Raw genomic sequence first — 25,041 nt, forward strand, 5'->3', positions numbered from 1 at the left:
AATCGGGCTGTGTGGCGGTGAACAGTTGTGCGCAAGGAATGATTGCGTCAGGCTCCGCCATCTGATTGCGCCCATGTTCATTGCTGGCCAGCCATGGAACAAGCGTAATTTCGACCCGCTATCGATGAGTTTTACGAATGAACCCGCGCACCCTCACACCGTCCATGTCGCTGCTGCTGGCTTTCGAGGCCGCCGCTCGCCATGAGAGCTACACCCGCGCCGCCCATGAATTGTCACTGACGCAGAGCGCGGTCAGCCGCCAAGTACAGATTCTCGAGAAGATGCTCGGCATGCGCTTGTTCAGCCGCGAAGGCCGGCACGTGGTGCTGACGGATGTCGGGCGCATGTATCAGCGCGAGCTCAGCGAAGCCCTCGGGCAGATCCGCAGCGCAACCTTGCAGGCGATGGCGTTTGGTTCGGGCATCCATAGCCTGCGCCTGGCGACGCTGCCAACCTTCGGTTCGAAATGGCTGCTGCCACGGTTGAAGGATTTCTACACGGCGCACCCGGGCATGACCGTGCACCTACACTCGCGGATCGAAACCATCGATTTCGACACCAGCGAAATCGACGCGGCCATCTGCGTCGGCGGCGGTGAGTGGCCAGGCCTGACCGCCCTGCCCCTGCACACCGAAGAATTGGTGGCGATTGCCAGCGCGCAGTTGTCGGCAACGGAACACGAGGAGGCCGAGCGACACATTGCCGGGCAGTTGTTGCTCAACGTCAGCAGCAATGCCCAGGCGTGGGCGGAATGGTTCAGCCATCACCAACTGCCACATCGCAGCATGCGGATCGGGCCGAGCTTCGAAATGACCTCGCACTTGATTCAGGCGGTACGCGCCAATATCGGCGTGGGCCTGGTGCCGCGGATTCTGGTCGAAGATGAGTTGCTCAAGGGCGAGTTGCTGCAACTGGGCGAGCCGATTACCAGCCGCCGCAGCTATTACCTGGTGTATCCGCCGCGCAATGAGAATTTGCCTTCGTTGAGAGCGTTTCGGGATTGGCTGGTTGATACCCTCTGAACGATCGCGTCGCGGCCATTCGCGAGCAGGCTCGCTCCCACAGGGAAATGTATGCCAAGTGTGGGAGCGAGCCTGCTCGCGAAGAGGCCAGTCGCAACGACCTCAAAACCTCGGCTTGACCGCCCGCCAATCCGCCTTGTACCGCTGCATCTGCCGCACATCATCCCTCTGGCGAATCCCGCACGTCAGGTATTGATCATGCAGCTTGGCCAGTTGCTCATGGTCCAGTTCCAACCCCAACCCCGGCGCACGGGTGATCTTCACGCAGCCATCGACAATCGGCAGCTTGCCGCCCTTGATCACTTCCTCGTCCGGCTCCTGCCACGGGTAGTGGGTGTCGCAGGCGTAATCCAGATTCGGCACCGCCGCCGCCACATGGGCCATGGCCATCAGGCTGATGCCCAAGTGCGAGTTGGAATGCATCGACACGCCGAGGCCAAACACATCGCACATTTTCGCCAGCGTCTGTGTATCCCGCAGGCCGCCCCAATAATGGTGGTCGGCGAGGACGATTTGCACGCTGTTCTGCGCAACGCTGCGGCGGAACTCGTCGAAATCAGTGACCACCATATTGGTCGCCAGGGGCAGACCGGTGCGTTTGTGCAGTTCAGCCATGCCATCAAGGCCCGGGGTCGGGTCTTCGTAATACTGCAGATCGTCGCCGAGCAGTTCGGCCATGCGAATCGCCGTCTCCAGTGACCAATTGCCGTTCGGATCAATGCGCAGCGGAAAACCCGGAAAGGCTTTTTTCAGCGCCTTGATGCAAGCCACTTCATGCTCCGGCGGCAAAGTGCCGGCCTTGAGCTTGATGCTCTTGAACCCGTACGCTTCGATCATCCGCGCTGCCTGCGCGACGATCTGTTGCTCGCTCAGCGCCTCGCCCCAGTTGTCCGGCTTGTAGGGCGAGTCGATATGCTCGGCGTACTTGAAAAACAGGTAAGCGCTGAACGGCACTTCATCGCGGATCGCCCCGCCGAGCAGGTCCACCAGTGGCACGTTCAGGTAGTGCGCCTGCAAATCGAGAAAAGCTACTTCGAATGCCGAGTAGGCATTGCTCACCGCTTTGCTGGCGTGGGAACCGGGCGCCAGTTCGGCGCCGGCAATGCTCGCCGTTTTATTCGCCGCCACGGTGGCCTGCACGATCGCGCGCAATTGATTGAGGTTGAACGGGTCGAGGCCGATCAACTGGCTCTGCAGCTGTTGCTGGATCGCCAGCGCCGGGGCATCGCCGTAGCTTTCGCCGAGGCCGATGTAGCCGTTGTCACTTTCAATCTCGATGATCGAGCGCAGGGCAAAGGGTTCGTGGATGCCACTGGCGTTGAGCAGTGGCGGATCGCGGAAGGCAATCGGGGTGACGCTGACACGGGTGATTTTCAAGATAACGCTCCTGACAGATCAACAATCGATTCAGTGGCTCGCAGCCGGACGAGCCGGCGCCACAACGGCGGCTTCGTCACTTGGCTTTGCCGGGGTTTTACCTTTGGCGCCAGGCGCCGTGCGGGCGAAGAAGATCACCACGGCGGCGATCAGCGATGTCGCCGCCAGGCCATACAGGCCGCCCTCGATGGAGCCGGTGGTTTGTTCGAGAATGCCGAACGCGGTCGGCGCGACGAAGCCGCCAAGGTTGCCGCTGGAGTTGATCAGCGCGATCACCGCCGCAGCGATGCGCGCATCCAGATAGCTTTGCGGAATCGGCCAGAACAGCGCCGATGCAGCTTTGAAACCGATGGCGGCAAAGCAGATGGCGACGAAGGCAAACACCGGGCCGCCGGTGGTTGACATGAACATACCGATGGCGGCGATCACCAAGGTCAGCGCGACCCAGGCCTGCTGGAATTTCCATTTGCCGGCCATCGCTGCGAAGACGTACATGGCGACAATCGAAATGATCCACGGAATGGAGTTGAGCAATCCGACCTGGAAGTCGCCGAGATTGCCCATCTTCTTGATCATGCTCGGCAACCAGAACGTCGCGCCGTAAATGGTCAGGGCAATAGAGAAATAGATGAAGCAGAACAGCGCAATCTGCCGGTCGGCCAACAGCTTGAACATCGACGGCTTGGCGACTTGTACCGCTTCGCGAGCGCGCTGCTCCTCGGCAATCGCCGCGACCAATGCGTCTCGCTCCTCCTCGCTCAGCCACTTGGCTTGACGCGGGTGCGATTGCAGCCAGAACCAGACGAAAGCACACAACACCACCGACGCTGCGCCTTCGATGAGAAACATCCACTGCCAGCCGTGCATGCCCAGTCCGCTGATATGCAACAGCGCACCGGACACCGGGCCGGAAATCACCGAGGCAATCGCCGAGCCGCTGAGAAACACCGCCATGGTTTTGCCGCGCTCGGACGCCGGCAGCCATTGGGTGAAGTAATAAATGATCCCCGGGAAGAACCCGGCCTCAGCCGCACCGAGGATAAAGCGCAGCACGTAGAAACTGGTTTCACCCTGAACAAAAGCCATGGCCATGGCCGCAGCGCCCCAGGTGAACATGATTCGGGTCAGCCAGGCCCGCGCGCCGTAGCGCTGCAACAGCATGTTGGACGGCACTTCGAACAGTGCGTAACCGACGAAAAACAATCCGGCGCCAAGTCCATAAGCCGCTGCGCCAATGCCCAGATCGGTTTCCAGATGGCTGCGCACGAAACCGATGTTGACCCGGTCGATGTAGTTGACGATGAACATCACCACGAACAGCGGCAGTACGTGGCGTTTGACCTTGGCGGCGGCGCGGGCGAGCACCGTGATGTCCGGTGGACTCTGAAGGGTTTTCAAGGGGCGACTCCCGATCTTGTTTTTTTAGGGATGACTTGAAGCAATGAGCCGATCATGGACGTCGCGCATTGATCCCGTCTAATCTAAACAGGCATTCGATTGATACCCGGATTAGATCAATGTTCGAGCTCACCCAACTGCGCTGTTTCACCACGGTCGCCACCGAACTCAACTTCCGCCGCGCCGCCGAGCGCCTGAACATGACCCAGCCGCCGCTGAGTCGGCAGATTCAGCTGCTGGAGCATCACCTTGGCGTCGAATTGTTTACCCGCAGCACCCGAAGCGTTGCTCTGACGGCAGCGGGCCGGGCGTTTTTCGTTGAGGCGCAGAATCTGCTGGAGCGCGCCCAGCAAGCAGCGATCACCGCACGCCGGTTTGCCGAGGGCGACATTGGTTCGGTGAACATCGCATTCGTCGGCAGCGCGGTGTATGAGTTTCTGCCCAAGGTGATCGCCGAAGCGCGACTAAAACAGCCTCAGGTGAAAATCGATCTGGCGGAGATGAACACCTATCAGCAGCACGAGGCCTTGCGTGCCCGCCGCATCGACCTGGGCATTGCCCGGGCGCCATTGCAGGAACCGGGCTATGCCACCGAATGCCTGGTGCGCGAACCGTTTGTGCTGGCGGTGCCGAGCGGGCATCGGTTGGCCAATGCAGCTGAGGTGTCAGTGAATGATCTGGATAAACAACCGTTTCTGATGTACTCCCATGAAGCCTATCCGCCGTTCAACGAACTGTTGACCGGCACGCTGCGCTCAGCGCGGGTGGCGCCGGATTACGTGCAGTGGCTGGGCTCGTCGCTGACGATTCTGGCGCTGGTCAACGCTGGCATGGGTCTGGCGCTGGTACCGCGCTGCGCGACCAGCGTGGTCTTCAGGAATGTGGTGTTTCGGGAGATCGATCTGGGCGAAGGAGTGCAAAGCGAACTGCATCTGATCTGGCGGGAGAACAATGACAACCCGGCGTTCGCGATGTTGCTGGAGGCGATTCGCCGGGCGGTGGTGCAGGGTTGGGGCTGAAGAAGTTTATCGTCTAGACCGTGGTTTCAGAGGCGGCGGCGCACTGGGGCCTTTGATCAAGGGCACGTCCAGCATTTTTCCGTCCGGCCCGACAAAGAGTCGCTCTAAATGCTTTGGCATGGGTTGTGGTGCTCTGGCAGTTGGCATGTTGATCCCTCTGATACTGGGCTGAACTCGACCCATTTGACTTTCGCGGAATCTATCAACAAAAACTCCGCGCCAATAGATGCAGGTTGGCCATCATCCGTGAGCCAACGCGGATATTTCATGACGAACTGACCATTGGACGATTCCCGTGGCCACTCGACCGGCCAGCCAAATACGCGCCTTTCATCGTTTAAATGAAGAGTTATAAAGCGCTCATGTTGGGCGAAAGCGCAGAACCATTCACTGGGGAAAGAAGATTGTTTCGTGACGTTTCGCTTACGTAACCAGCCGTGCAATTTGTCACTCGTAGCCAGGTAACAGGCAAACAAACCCAGCAATAGCGAAAACACAAATGCCCAGAGTGTTTGCGCCCGATCATTCCAGCTTCCTAATGAAACCCCTGTCGAGCCGATCCACAGGCACAGGTTGCCCACTGCCAACACCGCGCCCTGAATCACAAATGTAAATATCAGCGCCTGCACGATCTGCCCAAACGTATCCGGTCGCTTGAATGCAGTGAGGGAATAGAAGATCCAGGTCGATAGAAACCCGGGGATGAGGTACTGCAACAGCGGAATGATTTCCTTGACCAGATCATCCATGATCCGAGGCTCCTTTGAGTCATGCCGATCCCGTCACGGGCCGACATTCAAAGCCTAGTCAAGGATCCGGCAGCGCTTCCCGGATAACTGTCACAGACCATTGCGGTGGCTGGCCGCAGCCTCCATCCCATGAAAAAGGCAGACAACGAACTTCGGTGTCTGCCTTTTTTGCGAATCGAGCGCCTTTTCTAAAGGCAATCACGCACCGATTGGCGCAGCGACCCGGACTTGGCCCATGGCGGCCCCTGGTAGAGGGACACTTTGCTTCCGTTTTTATATTTGACGATATCGAGAATTTCATCCGCCGTGATGATGCTCGGCGCGGTAATCCGGTAGCCGTTGGAAATCGACGCCTGAGAAGTCTTCGCGACGTCCTTCTGCCACAACGGTAACAAACACGCAGCATATTCCCTGGGAGGCTTTTCACTGGTCTTGCTGAGGTTTGGCTCACCTGGCACCAACGACGCCGGTAACGAGCAACCCGTCAACAGAGCCAGGCTCAAAGTGCCGATCCATACGCGCATGCTGTTTACCTGTTTCGAAAAAACGTGAATGTACCGTTTAACCGTGTGCACATCCATCGTGGCACCCCGCCGTTACCGACGATTGGACAATTTTTCACATCCGTTCAGCCGGGCGTCAGATGACCTGGCTGCATCTGCAAAAATGCGACTACTCTTTTCTACCGAGAATGTTCTGGAGGTGATCATGCGGCTCAATGAATATGAACACGAACTTCAACGGGATCTGCAAAGCGTGGCGTCGGACCTGAGGTGGTCGGCAGTCGACCTCAAGCGCATCGCCGAACAGCTGCGCAAATCCGGTAACGAGGCAGACGCCCAGACTGTGTTGCGTTCTTGCGAAATCCTGCAAAGCGACGAGGAGAGATTGCAGATCTATGCCAAGGAGGTAAAAGCCCGGACCATCAGCCGAATCAAGGTTCACTGAGACTTAGTTCAAACAGCAAGCCCCGGGACGCACCCGGGGCTTTTTCGTTACGACGCGTCAACTGACATTTTGCCTTTGCACCTGCCTGGGACGTTGCCTGTAACCGGGAAGCGCTGCCGCATAGGCCATCGCCTCTTCCCTGGTGGTAAATGACGCCAGTCGATCACCTTCAGTGCAGACCCGCCATGGGCCGTTGTTCACGCTGAGCACGTCGTAACCGTTCATGTGCAGCTTGTTCAGCATTGGAATGCTCATGAGCACCTCCTTTTTGCCAACGGGTATTTTCGGTGTAAGTGCTCACCTTACACCCGCTCCCCGCTGCGCTGTAAACCGGATATCGCGCGCCGTCCCGTCAATAGGCTGGCACTTTTCCGTGTCGAAATGGCTCCCAATTCAAAGGGAACCTTTAAACCCGCATGCGGCTCGAATATTGCAGTTTGATTACAGTTTTATGACACGCACCAGCAGGGCATTCATGAAAGTACGCGCCACCGTCATTTGCGAGCAGGATCGGCACATCCTCCTGGTTCGCAAACCCCGCCATCACTGGTCATTGCCCGGCGGCAAGGTCGAGCCCGGGGAAACCCGTGCGGCGGCGGCCGTGCGCGAATTGCAGGAAGAAACCGGGTTGAATGCTGACGAAGTGCTGTACTTGATGGATCTGCAGTCGGGGAGTACGCGGCATCACGTCTATGAGGCTTCGGTGGTCAACATTGACGATGTCCGCCCACAGAACGAAATCGTCGACTGCATCTGGTTTCCGCTCGATGCCGTGCACAATCTTGAGACCAACGACGCGACACGGCGCATCGTGCGGGCCTTTCAACGGCGTTTATAGCGATCAACCGGCGAAAGCTCGGCGCCCCGCGTTGATTTCCGTGCGCAACTCACCGATGAAGTTGGAAATATCGCGAATCGTGACCAGATGCTCGGGAGATACGCCATCCAGCAACAGTTCTACACGCCCGCTGCCCGGCTCATACACCTTGATGCGCAACAACCCCTGCTCCGTTGGCGCGCAATCACATTTGTACGTGGGAAAGCCTGACTCGACGATGCGGCAAATATCGGCAATGGCAAGCATGGACGGGCGCCTCGCAGGCGGAGAATCGATCCATCGAGCATAGATGCAGGAAGTGCTTATTGCCCGGCCCGCAAATGCCAAGTCGATCACAAAGTACTCACGGCACTCAATGCGCGTCGTGATCCCAGATCCAGTTCCACATTCCGGGCAGATTCACCGGTTCAGCGCTTTGCTGAACAGTACGCGCCAGCGCGGCTTTTTCCAGCGCGGCCTGATCGTCGTAGAACGGCTTGTCCGCCAGTCTGACCCCGGTCGCCGCCGCGCTATCGAGCAGAATCTGCAGATATTCCCGGGTGTGGCGCGCCGTGTAACGATTGAGATCATGGAACGTCACGACCAGCGGAATCACGCCGTCTACCGTGGGCAATTGACCAAGGGCGATACGTTCGCGCACTTCCGATAACTGCCGCAGCATGTTTGCGCGGCGCCGCGGGCTGGCGTTAAAGCCCCAGATCTTGCCGTCATTGGCACTCAAATCCGTGAGCAAGACGTGCAAGCCATGTTTCTGATAGGCCGAAAATGTGCGTTTGTCATAGTTCCAGAACGGCGGGCGCAACAGCTTGGGCGGCGCCCCGGTGATCGCGGCGATGTCAGCACTGCCATCGGTCAGCGACTGCTCCAGTTCCTGCGGGTCGAGTGAGCGATGGTTGGTGTGCCAGTGGGTCGCGGTGTGAAAAGCGAGAACATGTCCCTCTGCCTGTTCGCGATGCATCAGGCTGCGGCCGATCTCGCTGTCGCCTGCCCTGGGTGCTCGGGTCTACACAAAAAACACGGCTTTGATGTCTGCTTGCACCGGATTGCTTTTGAGGCTGTCGAGAACAGTGGCGGTGGGATTCCAGAATCCTGAAGCGCTTGGACCATCATCGAACGTCAGCAGGAAACGCACGGGCGCCTGGGCTCGCAGACGGCTCTCGGTTTGCGCGGTCATTTCGATCGGCGCGGCGATGCAGCCGGCCAGACCCAACGCGATGAGCGCAGCACAAAGAAGTTTGCATCCGGAAATCATGTCTTGCCCTGAGGCCGCGGCCGTCGTGTGATCGAATGGCAAAACTCCCTCGCCCTTTGTCCATCCCTGCGCAGCTATCTGCGAGCGCAGGTTGGATACGGTACACAGGGTTTGGTTCCGGTGCTGGTTTTCAGTGCGTCAAGGCTTGTTGAAATGAAGTGTCGATGATGCCCGCCGTGGCCAGCGGTGCCGGCAGTGCCTTGACTTTGAACAGGAAGTCCGCCGTGCTCTGCAGATCCGCAGCCGCCTGTTGATCCACCGGCCCGACGCTCATGTGCGCCTGGCGTAACCAATGTCGTGAGACCTGTTGATCGAGGTTGGCCTTTTTCGCCCAGAGGTCAGCGTACTCGTCGGTGTGGTTATCAACCCAGGCGCGCGCCTGTTTCAATCGTCCGAGAAAATCGGCAATCGCCGCACGCTTGCTGTCGATGGAAGGAGTCGACGCAGCGATGGCGCTCAGCCCTGGCATCAGGTTTTTCGCCGTCAGAATCGGTCGCGCACCGGAGAACACAATCTGTTGCGAGATATACGGCTCCCACACCGGAAAGGCGTCAATGCTGCCCTGTGGCAGCGCGGCGGCCGCGTCGATCGGCATCAGCTTGACGAAGTCGACGTAGTTTTCCGGTAACCCGCCCTGCTCCAGCGCGCGCAAAGTCAGTTGCTGACTCCAGGCTCCCGGCCAGTAGGCGACCTTTTTGCCCTTTAGATCGGCAATGGTTTTCACCGGCGAGTCCTGGGCACCAGCAAGGCAATGGTGTCGGGGTTCTGCCGCGTTACGCCGATCAGTTTCACTGGTGCCTGTTTAGCAACGAGAAACAGAAAACCCGAATCGCCGAGAAACCCGAGGTCCAGCGAACCGCTCTGCAACGCCTCGGCGAGCGGCGCGGCAGCCTGGAAGTGCTTCCAGTCGACCGTATAAGGTGCGTCTTTCAACACTCCCGAGGCCTCAATCGAAGCGCGGATATTGTAGTAGTTCTGATCGCCGACATGCAGGACCAGAGGCTCCGAGGCGTAAGCAAGTGGTGAGATCAACAAGGCAACGGTCAGCGCGCGGCGGAGGAAACAAGACAACTTCATGGCGAGTCCTGCAGATGGGATTTACATAGACCATAACGCTCTTGATTTCAGTTTTTAAATTCTAATTTTGCATAACGTAAGCACGGTATTACCGCACGGTGGAACCATCCACGCAGGCGCAACTAGACTGAGATTTCTCGAGGAGATTTCAGTCATGTGCGGAAGACTCACGCAGTACCGCGGCATTCACGATTTCGTTGCGGTGTTGAGCATCCCCGATGCTTTGATCAATCACGTTGGCGATGCGCCGCTGGATCGCTACAACGCGGCGCCCACCACGGCGCTGGCGGTTCTGCATCAACACGAACGGGCCATCCATGCCGACAATTTGCGCTGGGGCTGGCGCCCGCACTGGGCCAGGGATCGTGCCCCGCCCATCAACGCTCGGGTGGAAAAAGTCGCCCACGGCGCGTTCTTCCAAGCGATCTGGCGGCAGCGGTTGATCGTGCCGGTGGACAACTGGTTCGAGTGGGTTGATACCGGGGAAAAATCCCGACAGCCGTGGTTGATTCGTCGCGCGGACCACACCCCGGTTTTCTGCGCGGGCATCGGCCAATTTCCGGCACCAGCGGCTGCGCCGAGGGAGGACGATGGATTCGTCATCATCACCGCCGACAGCCTGGGCGGCATGCTCGATATTCATGATCGCCGCCCCGTGGTTTTCGATTCGGCACGAGCTCGGGAATGGCTTGATCCGGCTACGCCAGTGGACCGCGCCGAGCAGATGTTGCTGTTTGAGGGCGAGCCCAGCGAGGCCTTCGAGTGGTACAAGGTCGGCAAAGCGGTCGGTAATACGCGTAATCAGGGTGCGCAGTTGATAGAACGAGTCGACTAAATAATCCGTGCATCCTTGCGTTAATCAACCAACGGCTCCGCTGAGTCCTCCGCGTTACAGAAAGCGTTTCACCCGCGATACAACCCTCATGAAACAGCCGTTTGAGCGAATCAACCGCCTGTCAGACATTTCGACAGTCATACATACATTTTTCCGTACTGCGGATAGCATGCGCGCCGCCTTTCCGATTGGTATACCAGTTGACCAAAGAGTCAAAGAAATCAGGAATCCATCAACAACTTTCAAGCCTTGCAGAGAAATAAGTGAGCGACGATTTTGCAATCAAACAGGTCAGCGGCCTGAAGTGTGTCCATCTGTCCAAGACAGAACGCCTGGAACTCGACTGTTTTATCGGCCATTACATCAAGACCCGAAACCTGCACAGCGTGCCCGACATCGAACGCACCCTGCGCAGCACCCTTGAGGGTTATCCCGGCCATCCGCCGGTGATGGTCAATGAGCTCAATGCGTGGATCGATCGAACGTTGGGGTATCGCGCGACATACCCGGACTTCACGCAGCTGGAAGACCTCTGAAACGCAAAGAGCCCCGCTGACTGCGGGGCTCTTCACATGCTTTGTTCAAGGTTTCAAAGGACGCTCCTGATCGCGGTCCGACAGCTCGCGGCTGTCATCGCGCTTCCAGGTTTTTTCCTGTCTATTTTGCCGCTCGATCTCTTCCTCTGTTGGCTCATCTTCTTCCGGACGCGTTTGCTCGTTTGCCATGTCCACTGCCCTCACAACAGTTGATCATTGTTAAGGGTAGAACACATTTCTTCGCCCAAATTCACCACCGAATGTTGTCCCGCGCGGCGTACCATAGCGCCATCCATCTTTAAGTCAGGAAGACGCCATGCTTTACCGAATCGCCGCCGACGGGCTGGTGCTGTTTCACCTGTGTTTCATCTTGTTCGTGCTGTTCGGCGGGCTGCTGGTGCTGCGCTGGCCACGGCTGCTATGGCTGCATTTGCCAGCGGCCGCATGGGGAGTGGCGGTCGAGGTGTTGCACCTGACTTGTCCGCTGACCTACTGGGAAAACCTGATGCGCCACGCGGCCGGGCAGACCGAATACGCCGATGGCTTCATCGAGCATTACATCTGGCCGATCATTTACCCGGCCGGTCTGACCCCGCAGATACAACTGGCACTCGGCAGCGTGGTGCTGGCGGTCAACCTGCTGGTGTACGCACGACTGCTGCGCTCGTGGAAACTGCGCCGCGCCCGACGCATTCCGTTTTAACGCGCGGCTGGCTTCAACGTCTCCAGCCACTGCGGATCGAAGCGTGGCTGTTCAGGATCGAGGCCCAGCGCCTGCATCCGCGCCTTGTGCTGTACGACTTCGTCACGCAATTGCCCGTGATCGCTGGAGTTGCCATCCAGCTCATGCATTTGCAGCAATCCGAGGTGATAGAAACGCAACACCTTCATCGCCGTCGGATCGTTGTTCTGCACCGCCGCTGTCACCTGATGCATGACATTGGTGATGCTCATCAGATTGCGCTTGAGGCGCCAGCTGTACACCGCCGGCGCCATCCAGGTCTGGTGCCAGAACCGCCCGCGCAACAGCGCCGCCGTCAGCAGGAATGCCACGAATACCCCGCCCACGTTGAATCGCAGATTATCTCCGTCCGGCTCACCGAACACTGCTACCGCAACAGACGAAAACAGCATGGCCAACAGCAGAAACAGCACGGCGATGATGATCGTGCTGCGGCGGGTCTGCTGACGAAAGGTAGCGGGGTCCATCGGCTGAATCTCGAACATCGAAAATGACTTCCCTGAGTGACAAAAGGCGCAACGGAAAAAACTCGCCGGCGCATTATCGCATCGCACCGGGTTTTAGCTATGCTGGGGCTCCTTTTCATCTTTTCAGCGTCCAACGGGGACATGGCGGTACAGCGCAGATCGTGCCATCTTCATTCATGGATACACACTATTCGGATGCCATCCGCTGCGTTGTGGATGACATCGTTTTAAGGATCACTGCATGACCCAACGACACGTAATCAATGCCTCGGTCAGCCCGAAAGGCAGCCTGGAAACCCTTTCTCAACGTGAAGTTCAGCAACTGAGCGAAGCCGGATCCGGCAGCACCTATACCCTCTTCCGCCAGTGCGCCCTGGCCATCCTCAACACTGGCGCACATGTCGACAATGCCAAGACCATCCTCGAAGCCTACAAGGACTTCGAGATCCGCATTCACCAACAGGATCGCGGTGTGCGCCTGGAGCTGCTGAACGCTCCGGCCGACGCGTTCGTCGATGGCGAGATGATCGCGAGCACCCGCGAAATGCTCTTCAGCGCCCTGCGCGACATCGTCTACACCGAAAACGAACTCGACAGCCAGCGCATCGACCTGAGCAATTCCCAGGGCATCAGCGACTACGTGTTCCACCTGCTGCGCAACGCGCGCACCCTGCGCCCGGGCGTCGAACCGAAGATCGTGGTGTGCTGGGGCGGCCACTCGATCAACACCGAAGAATACAAATACACCAAGAAAGTCGGCCACGAACTGGGCCTGCGCAGTCTCGACATCTGCACCGGTTGCGGCCCTGGCGTGATGAAAGGCCCGATGAAGGGCGCAACCATCGCCCATGCCAAGCAGCGCATTCACGGCGGTCGCTACCTCGGCCTGACCGAGCCAGGCATCATCGCCGCCGAAGCGCCTAACCCGATCGTCAATGAGCTGGTGATCCTGCCGGACATCGAAAAGCGTCTGGAAGCCTTCGTCCGTGTGGGCCACGGCATCATCATTTTCCCGGGCGGCGCCGGTACGGCCGAAGAGTTCCTGTATCTGCTCGGCATCCTGATGCACCCGGGCAATGAAGGTCTGCCGTTCCCGGTGATCCTCACCGGGCCGAAGAACGCTGCGCCGTATCTCGAACAGCTGGATGCGTTCGTCATTGCAACCCTTGGCGAAGCGGCGAAGCAGCATTACGAGATCATCATCGACGACCCGGCCGAAGTGGCGCGGCAGATGACTCAAGGCTTGAAAGCGGTGAAGCAGTTCCGCCGCGAGCGTAACGACGCGTTCCACTTCAACTGGCTGCTGAAGATCGACGAGGGCTTCCAGCGCCCGTTCGATCCGACCCACGAAAACATGGCCAACCTGAAACTGCATCGCGACCAGCCGGCCCACGAATTGGCCGCCAACCTGCGTCGGGCGTTTTCCGGAATTGTCGCTGGTAACGTCAAGGACAAGGGCATTCGCCTGATCGAAGAACACGGGCCATATCAGATCCGCGGTGATGCGGCGATCATGCAGCCGCTTGATGCGCTGCTCAAAGCCTTCGTCGCCCAGCACCGGATGAAGTTGCCGGGCGGCGCGGCGTATGTGCCTTGCTACCAGGTCGTCGCATAGTCTCAAGCCGTCACAAAACCCAATGTGGGAGCTGGCTTGCCAGCGATAGCGGTCTTTCATTCACAGAGACGTTGAATCAGACGAGGCTTTCGCGAGCAAGCTCGCTCCCACAGGATTTATGGTGTGGCGCAAATTGTAGTCACAACCTAAATTCCCCCTGTGGGAGCGAGCCTGCTCGCGAAGAAGCCCGAAAGAACACATCAATCTTTCGGGCTATCCACCAACCGCCGAGCCAACGCTTTGGCCTGCGCAGCGACGTCCGTCACCGCCGTACTCTCCCACCACATCCCGCGCAACGGCGGGCCCATGGCGAACAACCGAGCGCTCACCTGCCCTTCGGCATCCACCACTGCGCCGTCCTTTGCTGTGATCCCCAGCGCCAGCGGCCCCGGCTGCACCAGTCCCCGCGCCAGCAATTGCTGCGGCAACGGTCGTGCGACTCGCCGCCAGTCGTATTCGATACCGCTGGAGTTGATCAGCGCCGCACCGCTCACTGTAGATGTTTCAGTCTCACCCCGCGGACGGATGCGAATGGTCACAGCATCGCCCGCGCCGGGCTCAATGCCCTTGAACGACGCTGCATGAATGCGCAAGCGCCCTTCTTGGTGCAGCCGTTCGATCAACTCGGCACTCAGTGGCGGCGAACGATGGTGATGACTCTCCCACCATGGCCGTACATGCCGTACGAATTGTCGACGCTGCACGTCAGTCGCCTGACTCCACAACCGCGCGATGTGCGCGCGAACCGTATCCAGCGGCGCCTGCCAGTCGATGCCTTGGGCGATTGCGTCGCGACAATGTCGGCGCAATTCGCGCAACAACTGGCGGGGCGTACGGATGCTGTGATCTGCTGCCAGAAAATCCACCCAGGCCGGCGGTTGACGGCGCACGTGCGGCAGCAGGCCATGCCGGGAGAACACCTCGATCGGCCCGCGATGCCCGGCCTGCTCGAGCGACACCACGGCATCAACCATGGTCAGACCGGAGCCGATGATCAGCACGGTGGACTGCGGGTCGAGTTCACGCATGGCCGCCACATCCCAAGGATCGAGCGCGGCGGCGTTAAGGCCACTGGATTGCGTCTGCGGCGTGCGAGCGGCAGGATACATGCCGGTGACCAGCACTGCCTGCGATCCACGCAAAATCTGGCCATCGCTCAAGGTGAGCTGCACTGAACCAGCATCAACTTGCAGGTCGACGGCTTCAGCACAAATATGTTCAACGGTCGAACCTTGCAGGGCACCCACTGCCCTGGCTTCGGCAAGACGCTGTTGCACATAGACCCCGAACAGTCCACGCGGCGGAAACAGCTCACTGACCGGCACGTCCTGCTCGGCAGATTCAGGCCAGCCGCCGCCGGCAATATGCGCGGTCAGCCACTGCGTCAGATCATCAGGATTATCCGGGTCGACGCTCATCCGCGCCGCGTTGCCGTTCAGCGTATGCCCCAACTCGACGGCACTGTAAGCCTCGCCCCGGCCCAGTTCAGCGCGCGGCTCGATGATCAGAATCCTTCGTTGCCCAGGCAGGTGTAACAATTGCACCGCCAGCATCGCGCCACTGAGGCCGCCGCCGATGATCAGGATCTCCGCAGGCTGCTCCATTCAGATCACCACATTACGTACGAACCGCGCGGCCACATCGCCATCGTTGCGGTAGGCATGCGGCTGATTGCTGGCGAACATGAAAAACTCTCCTTTGTTGATGTGCTGCGGCTGCTCGCCGAGCATCAGCGTCAGGCAACCCTCAAATACGTAAATCTGCTCGCTCCAGCCATCGGCGTCCGGTTGCGACGGGTAGACCTCGCCCGGTTGCAGACACCACTCCCATTGCTCGACTTCTCGGCTCGCGGTGGCTTTGGACAGCAGCACGGCCCTGCTGCCGGGAATCGTACCCGCCCAGGCAACCTCATTGATGCGACTCGGGTCGCGCGCATCGGGGGCTTGGATCAGATCGCTGAAGGCAACGTCAAGCGCTTCGGCGACGCGATCAAGCGTGGTCAGGCTGACATTTTTTTCGCCTGCCTCGATTGCCACCAGCATCCGTCGGCTCACCCCAGATTTTTCCGCCAGTGCGGTCTGGCTCATATCCGCAGCATGGCGCAGGCGTCGAACGTTCTGGCTGACGTGTTGCAGAACGGAGGCTCGCTGAGTCAAATCTTTGTGCACTATATTGCTCACTCGGTGGGGTTGGGCAGTATACTGCGCAACGTTGGCGGCATTGTGCGGCCTCCCTTTTAATGTGCGCAAGGTCATGATGTCGCCAAACAATTCTGCGTCCCGAATCCGCTTCTCCCACTTCAGCAAAGCCGAGTGCGTGCTGGTGCTGATCACCATGATCTGGGGCGGCACGTTTCTGATTGTGCAACATGCCATGACGGTCAGCGGCCCGATGTTTTTCGTCGGCTTGCGCTTCGCCGCAGCGGCGGCGATCGTGGCGATGTTTTCCTGGCGGCACTTGCGCGAGTTGACCTTGTTCGAAGTCAAGGCAGGGTCGTTCATCGGTGTCGCGATCATGCTTGGTTATGGCTTGCAGACGGTCGGGTTGCAGAGCATTCCGAGCAGTCAGTCGGCGTTCATTACCGCGTTGTATGTACCGTTTGTGCCGCTGCTGCAATGGCTGGTGCTGGGACGGCGTCCGGGGTTGATGCCAAGTATCGGCATCATGCTGGCGTTTACCGGTTTGATGTTGTTGTCGGGTCCTTCGGGGGCGGCGCTGAATTTCAGTCCCGGAGAAATCGCGACATTGATCAGCGCCGTTGCGATTGCTGCTGAAATCATTTTGATCAGCACTTTCGCCGGGCAGGTGGATGTGCGGCGAGTGACGGTGGTGCAACTGGCGGTGACGGCGGTGTTGTCGTTCTTGCTGGTAGTCCCGACCGGTGAAGTGATTCCGGATTTTTCCTGGTTGTTGCTGGCGACCGCTTTGGGCCTGGGCGCGGCTAGTGCGGCGATTCAGGTAGCGATGAACTGGGCACAAAAGAGTGTTTCGCCGACTCGGGCGACGTTGATCTATGCCGGTGAACCGGTGTGGGCCGGGATTGTCGGACGGATTGCCGGGGAGCGCTTGCCGGCAATTGCGCTGGTTGGGGCCGGTTTGATTGTTGCGGCGGTGATTGTCAGTGAGTTGAAGACCAAGGGAAGGTCCGCCGAGGCAGAAGCTGAGCTGGAGCGGGAAACGCAGGGGTGACCCGCAATCTCTTCTGGCTGCACCCATGCTTTCGCGAGCAGGCTCGCTCCCACCTTTTGAAATGCATTCCAGTGTGGGAGCGAGCCTGCTCGCGAAAGCGCTGCTCCATCGTTACCTCTGAAACAACGCCAAACACACAATTCCCAACTACTTTGTAGGATTCTGAGACATCCTCGCGTTTGGTGATCAGGGAGCTGGCACGTATGATGCTTCACAAACTTCCGCAGATTAGAAGCCTATGTCCCTGATAGTTCTACTGCTTCTGCCGTTCATTGGCAGCTGTCTGGCAGCGGTACTGCCGCACAATGCGCGTAATGCCGAATCCCTGCTGGCGGGTCTGGTCGCTCTGATCGGCACCGTTCAGGTCGCAATGCTGTACCCGCAAATCGCCCACGGTGGCGTAATCCGCGAAGAATTCATGTGGTTGCCCAGCCTTGGGCTGAACTTCGTTCTGCGCATGGACGGCTTCGCCTGGCTGTTCTCGATGCTGGTGCTCGGCATCGGCACACTTGTCTCTTTATATGCCCGTTATTACATGTCGCCGGACGACCCGGTGCCACGCTTCTTCGCGTTTTTCCTGGCATTCATGGGCGCCATGCTTGGCCTGGTGATCTCCGGCAATCTGATTCAGATCGTGTTTTTCTGGGAGCTGACCAGCCTCTTCTCGTTCCTGCTGATCGGCTACTGGCACCACCGCTCCGATGCGCGGCGCGGTGCTTATATGGCGCTGATGGTCACCGGTGCCGGCGGATTATGTCTGCTGGCGGGGGTCATGATCCTCGGCCATGTCGTTGGCAGCTATGACCTCGACAAGGTCCTGGCCGCCGGCGATCTGATTCGCGCACATGCCCTCTACCCTGTTCTTTTGCCACTCATCCTGATCGGCGCGCTGAGCAAAAGCGCGCAATTCCCGTTTCACTTCTGGCTGCCTCACGCCATGGCGGCACCGACGCCCGTCTCGGCCTATCTGCACTCGGCGACCATGGTCAAGGCCGGGGTTTTCCTTTTGGCACGTCTGTGGCCGTCGCTGTCCGGCAGTGAGGAATGGTTCTACATCGTCAGCGGAGCGGGCGCCTGTACGCTGTTGCTCGGCGCGTACTGCGCGATGTTCCAGAACGATCTCAAAGGCTTGCTGGCCTACTCGACCATCAGCCATCTCGGTCTGATCACTTTGCTTTTGGGCCTGAACAGTTCACTGGCCGCGGTGGCGGCGGTGTTTCACATTCTCAATCACGCGACGTTCAAAGCTTCGCTGTTCATGGCCGCCGGCATCATTGACCACGAAAGCGGTACCCGTGACATTCGCAAACTCAGCGGCCTGATCAAGCTGGTTCCCTATACGGCAACACTGGCCATGGTCGCCAGCGCCTCAATGGCCGGCGTGCCGCTGCTCAACGGTTTCCTGTCGAAGGAGATGTTCTTCGCCGAAACCGTGTTCATCAACGCCACCGCGTGGGTCGAAACCAGTCTGCCGATTGTCGCGACCATCGCCGGCATGTTCAGCGTCGCCTACTCCCTGCGTTTCACCGTCGATGTGTTCTTCGGCCCCACTGCTACTGATCTGCCGCACACCCCGCACGAACCGCCACGCTGGATGCGCGCACCCGTCGAGTTGCTGGTATTCACCTGTCTGCTGGTGGGGATTTTCCCGGCGCAGATCGTCGGGCCACTGCTCGCTGCTGCCGCGCTGCCCGTAGTTGGCGGGGAGTTGCCGGAATACAGCCTGGCCATCTGGCACGGCTTGAACGCGCCGATGATCATGAGCCTGATCGCCATGTCCGGCGGCATCCTCCTGTATCTGCTGTTACGCAAGCAGTTCAAGTTGGGTCGCTTCAAGTACCCCCCGCTGGTGGGCCGCTTCAACGGCAAGCGTTTGTTCGAGCGCAGTCTGGTCGTAATGATGCGCATCGCCCGGCGCGTCGAGCGGCGACTGGGCACCAAGCGCTTGCAGATGCAGCTGTTTCTGATGGTATTGGCCGCCGTGCTCGCCGGCCTGATCCCGATGCTGCACAGCACCCTGACCTGGGGCGACCGGCCGAAGATCCCTGGTTCCATCGTCTTCGTGACCCTGTGGCTGCTGGCGATCGCCTGTGCGCTCGGCGCCGCCTGGCAGGCCAAATATCACCGTCTCGCCGCCCTGACCATGGTCAGCGTCTGTGGCCTGATGACCTGCGTGACCTTCGTCTGGTTCTCGGCGCCTGATCTGGCACTGACGCAATTGGCGGTAGAAGTGGTGACCACGGTGTTGATCCTGCTCGGCCTGCGCTGGTTGCCGCGACGCATCGAGGAAGTCTCGCCGCTGCCAAGCAGCCTGCGCAAGGCGCGCATTCGTCGTCTGCGCGACTTGCTGCTGTCGATCGCCGTTGGTGCGGGTATGGCGCTGTTGTCCTACGCCATGCTCACCCGGCAGACGCCGAACCACATCTCCTCGTTCTACCTCAGCCGCGCCCTGCCCGAGGGCGGCGGCAGCAACGTGGTCAACGTGATGCTGGTGGATTTCCGAGGCTTCGACACTCTCGGCGAAATCACCGTGCTGGTCGCCGTAGCGTTGACGGTATTCGCCCTGCTGCGCCGCTTCCGCCCGCCGAAGGAAAGCCTGCAATTGCCAGCGCAGCAACGTCTGCTGGCACCGGACGTGGTCACCGATCTGGTCAACCCGCGTTCGGCCAGCGACACCGCGCTCGGCTTCATGATGGTGCCGGCGGTACTGGTGCGCCTGCTGCTGCCTGTCGCGCTGGTGGTGTCGTTCTACCTGTTCATGCGTGGCCACAATCAACCGGGCGGCGGTTTTGTCGCCGGGCTGGTGATGTCGGTGGCGTTCATCCTGCAATACATGGTTGCCGGCACGCAGTGGGTCGAGGCACAAATGAGCCTGCGCCCATTGCGCTGGATGGGCACCGGACTGTTGTTCGCCACCGCCACCGGTCTCGGTGCGATGCTGGTCGGCTATCCGTTCCTGACCACTCACACCTGGCACATCAGCGTGCCGTTGCTCGGCGATATCCATATCGCCAGTGCGCTGTTCTTCGACATCGGCGTGTACGCCGTGGTGGTCGGATCGACGTTGTTGATCCTCACCGCCCTCGCCCACCAATCGGTGCGTGGTCACAAGACTGCATCGCTGCCCAAGTCCGTCGCCAGCAAAGGAGCCGTCTGATGGAAGAAGTCATCGCAATCGCCATCGGCATTCTTGCCGCGTCCGGGGTCTGGCTGATCCTGCGGCCGCGAACCTTTCAGGTCGTAATGGGCCTGTGCCTGTTGTCGTACGCGGTCAATCTTTTCATTTTCAGCATGGGCAGCCTGTTCATCGGCAAAGAGCCGGTGATCAAGGACGGCGTGACCCAGGACTTGCTGCATTACACCGACCCGCTGCCCCAGGCGCTGGTACTGACGGCGATCGTCATCAGCTTCGCCATGACCGCGCTGTTTCTCGTCGTATTGCTCGCCTCGCGCGGCTTGACCGGCACCGACCACGTCGACGGCCGGGAGCCTAAAGAATGATGGCGATGACTCACCTGATCGCTGCACCGATCCTGCTGCCGCTGCTGACGGCTGCGATCATGCTGATGCTCGGCGAGAAGCACCGGCCGCTGAAGGCGAAAATCAATCTGTTCTCCAGCCTCCTCGGCCTGTTCATTTCAGTGATGCTGCTGCAATGGACGCAGACCACCGGCGTGCCGGGATCCATCGGTGTGTACCTGCCGGGCAACTGGCAGGCACCGTTCGGCATCGTTCTGGTGGTTGATCGCCTGTCGGCACTGATGCTGGTGCTGACCGGCGTCATCGGCGTAAGCGCCCTGCTGTTTGCCATGGCCCGCTGGGACGGCGCCGGGTCGAGTTTCCACGCACTGTTCCAGATTCAGTTGATGGGCCTGTATGGCGCGTTCCTGACGGCGGATCTGTTCAACCTGTTCGTGTTCTTCGAAGTGTTGCTCGCCGCGTCCTACGGTCTGTTGCTGCATGGTTCGGGCCGAGCGCGGGTGTCGTCGGGGTTGCATTACATTTCGATCAACCTGCTGGCCTCGTCACTGTTCCTGATCGGCGCTGCGTTGATCTATGGAGTGACCGGCACGCTGAACATGGCCGATCTGGCGATGAAGATCCCGCTGGTGCCGGAAGCCGATCGTGGTCTGCTGCACGCTGGCGCGGGGATTCTTGCGGTAGCGTTTCTGGCCAAGGCTGGGATGTGGCCGCTGAACTTCTGGCTGGTGCCCGCCTATTCCTCGGCCAGCGCGCCAGTGGCGGCGATGTTTGCGATCATGACCAAGGTCGGCGTCTACACCCTGCTGCGCCTATGGACCCTGTTGTTTTCCGGTCAGGCCGGCGCCTCGGCATTCTTCGGCGGCGACTGGCTGATTTACGGCGGCATGGCGACCATGGCTTGCGCAGGGCTGGCGATTATCGCCGCGCAACGCCTGGAGCGCATGGCCAGCCTGAGCATCCTGGTGTCGGCGGGCATCCTGCTCTCGGCGATCGGTTTCGCTCAGCCCAACCTGGTCGGCGCTGCGCTGTTCTATCTGGTCAGCTCGACCCTGGCGCTGAGTGCATTGTTCATGCTCGCCGAACTGATCGAGCGCTCGCGCTCGGCCAACGAAATTCCGCTTGAAGACGAAAGCGAACTGCTGCCGCGCCCGCAGGAGTCGCTGCAACCGCCCAAGGGCATCAACCTCGACGACGAACAGAAAGCCGTGGTCGGCCAGGTCATACCATGGACGATGGCCTTCCTGGGCTTGAGCTTTATCGCCTGCGCACTTTTGATCATCGGCATGCCACCGCTGTCCGGATTTATCGGCAAGCTCAGCCTGATCGGGGCATTGCTCAACCCGCTGGGACTTGGCACTGCGGCGCCGCTGCCTCCCGGCGCATGGGGATTGCTGGCCCTGTTGATCCTGACCGGTCTGGCCTCCCTCATGGCCTTCTCCCGCCTCGGCATTCAGCGTTTTTGGACGCCGGAAGAGCGCCCGTCGCCGTTGCTGCGCAAGCTTGAGTGCGCGCCGATTTTTCTCCTGCTCGGGCTGAGCATTGTCTTGACGTTCAAGGCTGAGCCGCTGCTGCGCTACACCCAGGCCACGGCCGATGCCCTGAACAATCCGCAGCAATATGTGCTGGCCGTGCTTGGCACACGTGCGGTGCCGAGCCCGCAAGCCAGAGCCGACATGCTCGAGGTGCAGCCATGAATCGACTGTTTCCGGCGCCGTGGCTATCGCTGGCATTGTGGATTCTGTGGCTGACCCTGAACCTGTCGGTCAGCCCGGGCAACCTGCTGCTCGGCGCCGCGCTGGGTTTCGCCGCGCCGCTGATGATGCGCAAATTGCGGCCGAAACGTGCGCGCATCCGCAACCCCATCGCCATCTTGCGCCTGTTTTTCCTGGTCGGCCGCGACGTCATCATGTCCAACCTGGTCGTCGCCTGGGGCGTACTCAACGCCGGGCGTCGTCCGCCCAGCTCGTGCTTTATCAAGGTGCCTCTGGACTTGCGTGATGCCCACGGCCTTGCGGCACTGGCGATGATCTGCACCGTGGTGCCCGGCACCGTATGGTCGGAACTGGCGCTGGACCGCAGCGTTCTGTTGCTGCACGTCTGGGATCTGCACGACGAAGCGCAGTTCATCGAGCACTTCAAAAGCACTTACGAGCGGCCGTTGATGGAGATTTTCGAATGAGCCCATTGCTGTCGAATGCGATTCTGCTGACGCTGTTTCTGTACTGCCTGGCAATGGCACTGACCCTGGTGCGCCTGTTCAAAGGCCCGTCAGCACAGGATCGGGTACTGGCGCTGGATTATCTGTACATCGTCGCGATGTTGATGATGCTGACCCTGGGCATCCGTTACGCCAGTGACACCTACTTCGAAGCGGCGCTGCTGATCGCGCTGTTCGGCTTCGTCGGCTCGTTTGCCCTGGCGAAATTCCTGCTGCGTGGCGAGGTGATCGAATGAATGCCGAATTGTCTTTGTGGGTCGAGATCCCAGTGGCGGCCCTGCTGGTGCTCAGTGGCATTTTCACGTTGCTGGGCGCAACCGGATTGCTGCGCATGAAGGATTACTTCCAGCGCATGCATCCTCCGGCGCTGGCCTCGACGATTGGGGCCTGGTGCGTGGCGTTGGCCTCGATCATCTGGTTTTCAGCGCTGAAGTCCGGGCCGGTGGTGCATGCCTGGCTGATTCCGGTTCTGTTGGCTATCACCGTGCCGGTGACCACCCTGCTGCTGGCGCGGGCGGCGTTGTTCCGCAAGCGGATGGCCGGGGATGATGTGCCGGCCGAGGTGAGCAGTCGTCAGACTGAAAGTGGTAACTGATGATTTTCTGGCGCCTGTGATGGCGCCATCGCTACAGTAGGAACGCGCCCTCCATTGTGGGAGCGAGCCTGCTCGCGAAGAGGCCAGTCGGGGCATCGCCAATTCCGGATCGGCTCAAACCCACGCTACTGCCAACAACCCCGCCCCCAGCAGCGCACACAACGGCGAGTACACCCAGGTATCCAGCCGCGCGAATCGCGAATCCTTCACTTCCTTGAAGAACCCGACCAGATTCGAATCACCGATCGCCCGAGCAAACATCAGCAACGCGATCGCGCTGATCACCCATTGCAATGCCTTGTGCTGCACCGCCGGCACGCCCCAACCGACCCGCATACAAACCAGCGCCGCAATGACCAGCAGCGCAGCGGCGACTGCCAGCGTCAGCCAGCCTGAGGGCTTGAAGGCCGGGCGTACCGTGGCGACGAAGCCCGACACCGGCACCTGCGGCACCACCACCGCAGCCGCCCATTGCCCACCCAACGCCCAATACACATGCATCAGGCCGATTGCCGCGAACACAGTCACCAGCCATTGAGCCAACACAAAGGTCATGGTTGAAATCCTTCAAAGGGATTTGAACAAACCATCGTAGTCGGATTTTTTGGCCGTGCACGACCGGTCGGCGGTGCACGGCGTTGACCGCGTTATTTCAGATCAGCCGTCACCTTGTCGGCCACATCCCTGGGCAGCCACGCCTGCCACACATCCGGATGCGCCTTCATGAACGCGACCGCCGCCTCACGAGGCGCGGTGTGCTTGTCACTCATCTCCGCCAGTGCCTTGTTCAGCGGCTCGATGGGAAAATCGACCTTGCTGAAGAACTCGGCAATTTGCGGGTTCTGCTTTTGAAACGGCGTAGACACGCCAATCGACAGCTTGGATGCCAGCGATCGGGTGGGCTTTGGATTGGGGTTATCGGCGTCGGTCAGCGTCTTCCACGCCTCGGCATCGAACGGCGGCTCTTCCAGTTGCACCAGTTTGAATTTGCCAAGCAGTGGCGTCGGCGACCAGTAATAGAACAGCACTGGTTTGCCGCGACGAATCGAAGAGCTGATCTCGGCATCCAGCGCTGCACCCGAGCCGCTGCGGAAGTTGGTGTAGTCGTCCTGCAAGCCATACGCCGTCAGCTTCTGCTTGTTGACCACTTCCGACGTCCAGCCGATCGGGCTGTTGAGGAAACGCCCTTTGCCCGGGCTTTCCGGGTCCTTGAACACGTCCTTGTATTTCTTCAGATCAGTGACACTGCGCAGATCCGGCGCCAACGGCTTGATGCCTTTGGCCGGGTCGCCCTTGATCACGTATTCCGGCACCCACCAGCCTTCAGTGGCACCCTTTACCGTATCGCCCAGACCGACGACCTTGCCCTCGGCTTCGGCCTTGACCCAGACCGGACTGCGCCCGGCCCACTCCTCTCCAATCACTTGGATGTCATTGTTGGCCAGCGCGGTTTCAAGGGTAATGGTGGTACCCGGCAACGTATCGGTCGGCAAGCCGTAGCCTTTCTCGACGATCACCCGCAGCACCTCGGTGATCAGGCTGCCGCTTTCCCAGTTCAGGTCGGCAAAGTGGATCGGCGCCTGTGCCGCCTGCAGCGATTGCGCTGACGTCAGCAAACCGAAGGTGGCCACGCTGGCGGCCAGTAACCGTCGAAATCCGTTCATGCATTGCACCTCGTGCT

The 25,041-nt window shown here is 59.8% G+C and carries 27 protein-coding genes and 2 pseudogenes; 15 read left to right on the forward strand and 14 right to left on the reverse strand.

Annotated features, from left to right (window positions below):
* The first annotated feature begins 137 nt into the window (after positions 1–137).
* Positions 138–1,022 carry a LysR substrate-binding domain-containing protein gene (locus tag PS14A_RS14280; RefSeq protein ID WP_137214940.1) on the forward strand — a complete coding sequence of 295 codons (885 nt, stop codon included), beginning with the start codon at positions 138–140 and terminating at the stop codon, positions 1,020–1,022.
* A gap of 102 nt (positions 1,023–1,124) precedes the next feature.
* On the opposite strand, the gene PS14A_RS14285 is transcribed toward PS14A_RS14280, so the two are convergent.
* Positions 1,125–2,399: a glucarate dehydratase family protein gene (locus tag PS14A_RS14285; protein WP_212616541.1), complete on the reverse strand. Its 1,275-nt coding sequence runs from the start codon at positions 2,397–2,399 to the stop codon at positions 1,125–1,127.
* Positions 2,400–2,429: 30 nt separating this feature from the next.
* On the reverse strand, positions 2,430–3,797 hold the full coding sequence (locus PS14A_RS14290; protein ID WP_212616542.1) for an MFS transporter: 1,368 nt from the start codon (positions 3,795–3,797) through the stop codon (positions 2,430–2,432).
* A 119-nt stretch (positions 3,798–3,916) separates the two neighbouring features.
* Here PS14A_RS14290 and PS14A_RS14295 point away from each other — a divergent pair, with 119 nt between their 5' ends.
* Entirely contained in the window at positions 3,917–4,816 is a 900-nt protein-coding gene (locus tag PS14A_RS14295; protein ID WP_130911520.1) for a LysR family transcriptional regulator, read from the forward strand.
* Between the two features lie 104 nt (positions 4,817–4,920).
* On the opposite strand, the gene PS14A_RS14300 is transcribed toward PS14A_RS14295, so the two are convergent.
* Positions 4,921–5,565 (reverse strand): DUF6338 family protein, encoded by a 645-nt coding sequence (locus PS14A_RS14300; protein WP_212616543.1) that lies wholly within the window; start codon positions 5,563–5,565, stop codon positions 4,921–4,923.
* Between the two features lie 188 nt (positions 5,566–5,753).
* Positions 5,754–6,089: a hypothetical protein gene (locus PS14A_RS14305; protein WP_137214936.1), complete on the reverse strand. Its 336-nt coding sequence runs from the start codon at positions 6,087–6,089 to the stop codon at positions 5,754–5,756.
* A gap of 184 nt (positions 6,090–6,273) precedes the next feature.
* On the opposite strand from PS14A_RS14305, the gene PS14A_RS14310 reads away from it, so the two are divergent.
* Positions 6,274–6,513 carry a hypothetical protein gene (locus PS14A_RS14310; RefSeq protein WP_041480783.1) on the forward strand — a complete coding sequence of 80 codons (240 nt, stop codon included), beginning with the start codon at positions 6,274–6,276 and terminating at the stop codon, positions 6,511–6,513.
* Between the two features lie 57 nt (positions 6,514–6,570).
* On the opposite strand, the gene PS14A_RS14315 is transcribed toward PS14A_RS14310, so the two are convergent.
* Positions 6,571–6,768, reverse strand: a complete 198-nt coding sequence (locus tag PS14A_RS14315) for a DUF2188 domain-containing protein (protein ID WP_130911930.1) — start codon at positions 6,766–6,768, stop codon at positions 6,571–6,573.
* A gap of 220 nt (positions 6,769–6,988) precedes the next feature.
* On the opposite strand from PS14A_RS14315, the gene PS14A_RS14320 reads away from it, so the two are divergent.
* Positions 6,989–7,351, forward strand: a complete 363-nt coding sequence (locus PS14A_RS14320; RefSeq protein WP_130911931.1) for an NUDIX hydrolase — start codon at positions 6,989–6,991, stop codon at positions 7,349–7,351.
* A 3-nt stretch (positions 7,352–7,354) separates the two neighbouring features.
* Here PS14A_RS14320 and PS14A_RS14325 read toward each other — a convergent pair whose 3' ends face one another.
* The 3 genes and pseudogenes from PS14A_RS14325 to PS14A_RS14335 form a co-directional block, all read right to left on the reverse strand.
* Positions 7,355–7,597 (reverse strand): DUF1652 domain-containing protein, encoded by a 243-nt coding sequence (locus PS14A_RS14325; RefSeq protein ID WP_130911932.1) that lies wholly within the window; start codon positions 7,595–7,597, stop codon positions 7,355–7,357.
* A 106-nt stretch (positions 7,598–7,703) separates the two neighbouring features.
* Positions 7,704–8,603, reverse strand: a pseudogene (locus tag PS14A_RS14330) (polysaccharide deacetylase family protein).
* 130 nt (positions 8,604–8,733) lie between these two features.
* Positions 8,734–9,680 (reverse strand): annotated as a pseudogene (locus PS14A_RS14335) (ABC transporter substrate-binding protein).
* A gap of 154 nt (positions 9,681–9,834) precedes the next feature.
* Here PS14A_RS14335 and PS14A_RS14340 point away from each other — a divergent pair.
* Together PS14A_RS14340 and PS14A_RS14345 are read left to right on the forward strand one after the other, a co-directional pair.
* Positions 9,835–10,515 carry an SOS response-associated peptidase family protein gene (locus tag PS14A_RS14340; protein WP_212616544.1) on the forward strand — a complete coding sequence of 227 codons (681 nt, stop codon included), beginning with the start codon at positions 9,835–9,837 and terminating at the stop codon, positions 10,513–10,515.
* A 263-nt stretch (positions 10,516–10,778) separates the two neighbouring features.
* A complete protein-coding gene (locus PS14A_RS14345; RefSeq protein ID WP_042606722.1) occupies positions 10,779–11,051 on the forward strand; it encodes a hypothetical protein in 273 nt (90 codons plus the stop codon).
* Positions 11,052–11,096: 45 nt separating this feature from the next.
* Here the strand turns inward: PS14A_RS14345 and PS14A_RS14350 are convergent, their stop codons facing one another.
* Complete coding sequence (locus tag PS14A_RS14350) at positions 11,097–11,240, reverse strand: hypothetical protein (protein ID WP_212616545.1); 144 nt, start codon at positions 11,238–11,240, stop codon at positions 11,097–11,099.
* A 127-nt stretch (positions 11,241–11,367) separates the two neighbouring features.
* On the opposite strand from PS14A_RS14350, the gene PS14A_RS14355 reads away from it, so the two are divergent.
* The gene (locus tag PS14A_RS14355; protein WP_212616546.1) at positions 11,368–11,754 is read left to right on the forward strand and encodes a DUF2784 domain-containing protein; all 387 of its coding nucleotides are present in this window, start codon (positions 11,368–11,370) and stop codon (positions 11,752–11,754) included.
* On the opposite strand, the gene PS14A_RS14360 is transcribed toward PS14A_RS14355, so the two are convergent.
* Positions 11,751–12,278, reverse strand: a complete 528-nt coding sequence (locus tag PS14A_RS14360; protein ID WP_212616547.1) for a DUF3087 domain-containing protein — start codon at positions 12,276–12,278, stop codon at positions 11,751–11,753. The genes PS14A_RS14355 and PS14A_RS14360 overlap by 4 nt on opposite strands.
* A gap of 223 nt (positions 12,279–12,501) precedes the next feature.
* Here PS14A_RS14360 and ppnN point away from each other — a divergent pair, with 223 nt between their 5' ends.
* The gene (gene ppnN / locus PS14A_RS14365; RefSeq protein ID WP_125918542.1) at positions 12,502–13,875 is read left to right on the forward strand and encodes a nucleotide 5'-monophosphate nucleosidase PpnN; all 1,374 of its coding nucleotides are present in this window, start codon (positions 12,502–12,504) and stop codon (positions 13,873–13,875) included.
* Positions 13,876–14,075: 200 nt separating this feature from the next.
* Here the strand turns inward: ppnN and PS14A_RS14370 are convergent, their stop codons facing one another.
* Positions 14,076–15,479 (reverse strand): FAD/NAD(P)-binding protein, encoded by a 1,404-nt coding sequence (locus PS14A_RS14370; protein ID WP_212616548.1) that lies wholly within the window; start codon positions 15,477–15,479, stop codon positions 14,076–14,078.
* Positions 15,480–16,043, reverse strand: a complete 564-nt coding sequence (locus tag PS14A_RS14375) for an XRE family transcriptional regulator (protein WP_212616549.1) — start codon at positions 16,041–16,043, stop codon at positions 15,480–15,482.
* 85 nt (positions 16,044–16,128) lie between these two features.
* Between PS14A_RS14375 and PS14A_RS14380 the strand changes: the two genes are divergently transcribed.
* The 7 genes from PS14A_RS14380 to PS14A_RS14410 all read left to right on the forward strand — a co-directional run bounded on the left by PS14A_RS14380 (position 16,129) and on the right by PS14A_RS14410 (position 23,360).
* Complete coding sequence (locus tag PS14A_RS14380; RefSeq protein ID WP_212616550.1) at positions 16,129–17,064, forward strand: DMT family transporter; 936 nt, start codon at positions 16,129–16,131, stop codon at positions 17,062–17,064.
* Positions 17,065–17,302: 238 nt separating this feature from the next.
* Positions 17,303–20,221 (forward strand): monovalent cation/H+ antiporter subunit A, encoded by a 2,919-nt coding sequence (locus tag PS14A_RS14385; protein WP_212616551.1) that lies wholly within the window; start codon positions 17,303–17,305, stop codon positions 20,219–20,221.
* Positions 20,221–20,565: a Na+/H+ antiporter subunit C gene (locus PS14A_RS14390; RefSeq protein WP_016775082.1), complete on the forward strand. Its 345-nt coding sequence runs from the start codon at positions 20,221–20,223 to the stop codon at positions 20,563–20,565. The genes PS14A_RS14385 and PS14A_RS14390 overlap by 1 nt, the downstream gene beginning before the upstream one ends.
* The gene (locus PS14A_RS14395; RefSeq protein WP_212616552.1) at positions 20,562–22,241 is read left to right on the forward strand and encodes a monovalent cation/H+ antiporter subunit D; all 1,680 of its coding nucleotides are present in this window, start codon (positions 20,562–20,564) and stop codon (positions 22,239–22,241) included. The genes PS14A_RS14390 and PS14A_RS14395 overlap by 4 nt, the downstream gene beginning before the upstream one ends.
* Entirely contained in the window at positions 22,238–22,726 is a 489-nt protein-coding gene (locus PS14A_RS14400) for a Na+/H+ antiporter subunit E (protein WP_137214925.1), read from the forward strand. Before PS14A_RS14395 ends, PS14A_RS14400 begins: the two co-directional genes overlap by 4 nt.
* Positions 22,723–23,001 carry a K+/H+ antiporter subunit F gene (locus tag PS14A_RS14405; RefSeq protein ID WP_071172757.1) on the forward strand — a complete coding sequence of 93 codons (279 nt, stop codon included), beginning with the start codon at positions 22,723–22,725 and terminating at the stop codon, positions 22,999–23,001. The genes PS14A_RS14400 and PS14A_RS14405 overlap by 4 nt, the downstream gene beginning before the upstream one ends.
* On the forward strand, positions 22,998–23,360 hold the full coding sequence (locus PS14A_RS14410; protein ID WP_212616553.1) for a Na+/H+ antiporter subunit G: 363 nt from the start codon (positions 22,998–23,000) through the stop codon (positions 23,358–23,360). Before PS14A_RS14405 ends, PS14A_RS14410 begins: the two co-directional genes overlap by 4 nt.
* A 114-nt stretch (positions 23,361–23,474) precedes the next feature.
* Here PS14A_RS14410 and PS14A_RS14415 read toward each other — a convergent pair whose 3' ends face one another.
* Together PS14A_RS14415 and PS14A_RS14420 are read right to left on the reverse strand one after the other, a co-directional pair.
* Positions 23,475–23,915, reverse strand: a complete 441-nt coding sequence (locus PS14A_RS14415; RefSeq protein WP_125918547.1) for a DUF3995 domain-containing protein — start codon at positions 23,913–23,915, stop codon at positions 23,475–23,477.
* Between the two features lie 92 nt (positions 23,916–24,007).
* Entirely contained in the window at positions 24,008–25,024 is a 1,017-nt protein-coding gene (locus tag PS14A_RS14420) for an ABC transporter substrate-binding protein (protein ID WP_130910236.1), read from the reverse strand.
* Positions 25,025–25,041: the final 17 nt, after the last annotated feature.

The organism is Pseudomonas sp. 14A, assembly GCF_018132745.1.
In the GTDB taxonomy this organism is placed as follows: Bacteria; Pseudomonadota; Gammaproteobacteria; order Pseudomonadales; family Pseudomonadaceae; genus Aquipseudomonas; species Aquipseudomonas mercuritolerans.